We start from the raw sequence: 4,103 nt of genomic DNA, 5'->3' as shown, positions 1-4,103 counted from the left end.
GTCCAATTTATTAAGCATTCCTTTTATAATGATGAACTTAATCCAGAAATTATATATATTATCTAAATCCAATTTATTGTCTTTATAATAATAAATCAGATTTTCTTCTATTCCATCATATGCACAAAAAAGATTTTTATTATAAAGTTCATTATAAATTTCTAAATTATATTTCAAATCTTTTTCAATAATTTTTTTTAATCTTTTAGATTCAATTATATTTTTTTTATTATCAAGCATTTTTCTATTATGATGATTAAAAATAGAAGAAGCCAAAATTTGTATATCCTCATCGTCAAAATTATATTTTTCTTTTAATTCTTCTGTATTAATGAAAGTACAGCTTAATGCTCCATGAGGTATATTTTTTATATCTAATTCATTATATAGTTTATCTATTTCTTTATTTTCTTTAAAATTTTTGTTTATATTTTTTTGAAATTTATAATTCATTTTACCTAAATCATGCAGTTTACATGCAATATAAATTAGGTCTAACTCTTTTTTATTAAATATTGTTTTATCATTATAATATTTGCAATATTTTTCTATATAATTTTTAAAGTTATTGAATAAAATAATAAGTTTTTCAGTATGATCTTCTATAGTTTCAATATGACTGCCTTTATTATATGATTTAGCTATATAATCCATTATGCCAAAAATACTCCTAATTCATTATCATCATCTTCTACAAATATTCCAAATATATTATCATCTACTTCTATTCTTGTTTCTGATGGACGCATATATTTTACATTTATTTTTCCGTTTTCTTTATCCCACTTTCTAATTTTTATGCCATTTTTCTCTTCTATAAAAAATTGTTTATTTATAATATATGTTGTTCCATGATATGATGTATTAACTTTATATTTTAAATACTTAATAGGAATATATGCACTGTATTCTAAATCTATTTTTTTAGTTTTTTTTACATCAACTATATCAACACTGTCTATTCTTAAAATATCCTCATGTCTTCCAAGAGCAAGATAATCATCTGGCTTATTTAATTTATCATATATAAAATTAAATAACTCTTCATCTTTTGTATATACATGTATTATTAATTGAACGTCAATTAAAAGTTCTGCATTTCCAATACCTTTAAAAGAATCTTTATTAAATTTAGTTTCTCCTTTAGCAAAACTGTATTTAGTAAACAGTCCATAATGAGAATTGGCACTTTCCCCTTGTACACTTATAAACATTTCTTTATATTCGGTAAATCCGCATGCTTTATGTATCATACCTATAATAGAAGAATATGGAGGCAAAGGAAAAGACTGCCATATCTCATTAAATCCTAATCTTTTATAATTAACCATATTTTGATAACATTTAATTTTTATTACCTTCATAGTATTTTTCTACCTCATCAGATATTTTTTCAAAGAAATCAGATATTTCAATAGTACCTAATTCTTTTTTTATTTCGTCTCCATTTGTGAATTTTCCCAATATGCATCCTATATAAGTTTTATTATTTTCTTTTTCTCCATTACCATATTGATTGTTTAGTCTATCTATAGATTTTAATACATTTTTTATTGTTGATATTTTTAATGTTTTATATTCTTCTAATTCCAATCTGTTTTCAAAGAAAGGATTTTTTATATCATAAACTCCGCCTATTGCAAATATAGGATTTAAATTTTCAACTCTTCCTTTAATATCTCGATGCAAAAACTCAATACCTTTCAATAATTCAATAACTCTTTCTTTTTTCTTATCACTTTCTAAATTTATGCCATCATTATCATCTTCTCCAATCTTATCTAAATCAACAGTTACAGTATATGTATAATAAGATTTATGTATTTCAGAGTTGTATGGAAGAAGTCCTTTTTCTTCTCCTTTAACTCTGTTTGCTAATGACAAGTTTGTTCCAAAATCCATATCTCCTGTATAAGCCTCTAATGATATAGCATTACTGAATCTTGCAGCAGCAGCTCTTATTTTTGTTTGTCCTTTTTCACTTTTACTTTCATCCTTTTGGTTTTCTTCCTTTTTAGCCTTTACACCTTTTGGTTTAGTTTTCATATATCCGAATAAATCTATTTCTTTGTATTCTTCTATATTACTATCCCAAGAGTATTGAGCTACTTTTCCTTGTACTTCTATATTTGTTTTAATCCAGTCTAAATTTTCTTTTAAACTATATATTAATGCCTGTCTTGATATATAACTATAAGAATATCCATCTGCTCTATTTATTCTTTTTACTGTGGATATATTACCATATCCTTCTCCGTAGTTTGCACTTTCTCCTTCACATATTATACTAATAGTTAATCCTTTATTTGTCATAATTATTCTCCTTCTTCATCATTAGTTTGATTTTCATTTTTATTTCTATAAGCACCATTAAGACCAGCTAAATATGAATAGCCTAAATCTTTAAAAGTATTATTGCTTTCTCTCATATCCATAAATATTGTTGGTATATTTTTTCCAAGTGCAATATAAGTATGAAATAAAACATCTCTGAATAAATTAAAATTACAAGTTTGTATTGCATTTGCTAATTTAAAACTAATTCCTTTTATTCTGTTATTAAGTTCTTCTCCTTTGGCTTCTATATTTTGAGAAATATACCATCTTAATTTACCGCCTTCATTGCAGGCTTCCTCTCCTTGCTTTATTCTGTCAATTTGCATATTTTCTCCTCCTTTTTCTTTGAAAATATAATTTTTTGTTATTTGTATCAATGTTATGTAATACATTAATTCTGGTATTTTTTCTTTTTTTACACTATCAGGATATTTTGTTATAAATATTTTATGTATTAGATTGTATTGATTTATATTCCTAAAAATATTATCAATACATTCAGTAAATATATCTAAAGAAGTTTTATTATCAAGTTTGCATGATATATTGATTGCATATATTATATTTAAATAATTTTTAGATGCACTTAAAACTGACAATGTTGTTTTATCAATATTTTTTATTATATATTTATTTTCTTTTTTATTTACATCAAATTGATTTATTATGAATTCTATTCCTTCAATTTCTTTTTCATTTTTTTGTATTTTGGTTTCGATATATGCTTGAAAATAATTTATATTATCTTGATTTAATAAATCTAATTTATTTTTATAATTTTTATTTTCATTTAATAACGTTTTTATGCTCTCGCTATTATTTATAAAAATAAAATCATTTTTTATATTTGTAAATCCTATAGGCATACAAGCATATATGAATGCACAAATAGGACATATAATAACATCAGGATTATGATTCCAAAAATGAGAACTTTTACCTTCTAAATCTTGAGTTAGAGATTTTACAAAAGAAGTATTATAATATTTTGTTTTTACTTTTTTATTATTATCCTCTTTTTTACTTTTTTGTCCCAATGTTTCATACGCATAATCTTCATAAATTGGATTTTGACATGAAAAACAAAAATCTTTTATTGTTTCATTGTTTTTATTTTTGGCTATATTTTTTATAGGATAGGTAAAATATTTTTCTATTATAAAAGATAGTGGGTACTCTGAAGTATTGGCATAATCTAAAAAGGCGAATTGTCCCCAAAATGGAGTTATTTTACCAGTAACACTATTAAAATCTAAAATAGATCTTGAAACATCATCAAAATTTTCTAATAGTTCTTTTATTTTTTCTTTTCTCTCATCATTAGATAATTTTATTAATTCACTTTCATAATCATAATTTTTAATTAAACCTATTTTTTTTATAGCTTGTCTATATTTACCTCCCTTTATATCACTATTTTCTTCTGATTTTTTATCAAATTGTTTTGCAATTACATTTAATTCTTTCTCATATTCTTTTTCGCTTTTTTTTATTTTTGTATAGAAAGTATCTTCTTTAAACTTATCACAAATAGCATATATATATGATTGTGCTAAATTATCCTTTGTAAGACATGATTTCTCAACATATAAATCTTTTCCGTCAATTAAATAATTTATTTCTGCTATATTTAGGACTTCTATAAATCCTATTACTCCTGCATTATATAAAAAATTATTCAAAGATATTTTAAAGTAATTATCATAATTTGAATTTATGATATCTATTGTTATGTTATCATTCATAATAAAAATTCCTTAAAAAAT

4 protein-coding genes are annotated in these 4,103 nt (G+C 22.9%); all 4 read right to left on the bottom strand.

Features of this window, described 5'->3' with window-relative positions:
• The coding region (locus EZH24_RS08220; protein ID WP_137998662.1) for a CRISPR-associated endonuclease Cas3'' at positions 1-654 on the bottom strand (654 nt) is incomplete at its 3' end.
• Positions 654-1,364, bottom strand: coding sequence for a CRISPR-associated protein Cas5 (gene cas5 / locus EZH24_RS08215; protein ID WP_137998660.1), 711 nt, complete (start codon positions 1,362-1,364; stop codon positions 654-656). The genes EZH24_RS08220 and cas5, both read right to left, overlap by 1 nt.
• Positions 1,345-2,313, bottom strand: a complete 969-nt coding sequence (gene cas7i / locus EZH24_RS08210; protein WP_137998658.1) for a type I-B CRISPR-associated protein Cas7/Cst2/DevR — start codon at positions 2,311-2,313, stop codon at positions 1,345-1,347. The genes cas5 and cas7i overlap by 20 nt, the downstream gene beginning before the upstream one ends.
• A 2-nt stretch (positions 2,314-2,315) precedes the next feature.
• Positions 2,316-4,082: a Cas8a1 family CRISPR/Cas system-associated protein gene (locus tag EZH24_RS08205; protein WP_137998657.1), complete on the bottom strand. Its 1,767-nt coding sequence runs from the start codon at positions 4,080-4,082 to the stop codon at positions 2,316-2,318.
• Positions 4,083-4,103: the final 21 nt, after the last annotated feature.

This window comes from Brachyspira catarrhinii, from assembly GCF_005518285.1.
GTDB lineage: Bacteria > Spirochaetota > Brachyspiria > Brachyspirales > Brachyspiraceae > Brachyspira > Brachyspira catarrhinii.
The sequence above is the reverse complement of the archived record's forward strand: the minus strand, read 5'-3'. Positions and strand labels throughout refer to the sequence as shown.